Source organism: Chryseobacterium mucoviscidosis (assembly GCF_002177115.1).
Taxonomy (GTDB): domain Bacteria; phylum Bacteroidota; class Bacteroidia; order Flavobacteriales; family Weeksellaceae; genus Chryseobacterium; species Chryseobacterium mucoviscidosis.
This window is the reverse complement of the sequence record NZ_MVAG01000079.1, coordinates 1-232: the sequence shown is the minus strand read 5'-3', so window position 1 is coordinate 232 and position 232 is coordinate 1. Positions and strand designations below refer to the sequence as shown.

Genomic DNA, 232 nt, shown 5'->3' with positions numbered 1-232 from the left:
TTTTTAGTTTTACAAAACAAAAACGTAAATTATGGAAATTGTAGCCATAATACTCATGGCCGCTGTTGCCCTCGCAGTGCTTTATATTCTGTGGATGGAAATGTTTGCCTGGGAAAGCAAAGGTATAGAAGTTTTCTAAGCTGCGTTGCGTGGGGTTTTGGTTTAAGCTTCGAAAGGTTTTGGCGCCAATCAGGGACTGTTCAATGGTTTTGTTGCTGGCGGACTCTTGTGG

At 42.2% G+C, this 232-nt stretch carries 1 protein-coding gene; it reads right to left on the bottom strand.

Annotated elements, in window-relative coordinates:
• On the bottom strand, positions 1–232 hold a 232-nt coding region (locus B0E34_RS21550), incomplete at both ends, for a hypothetical protein (protein WP_228423012.1).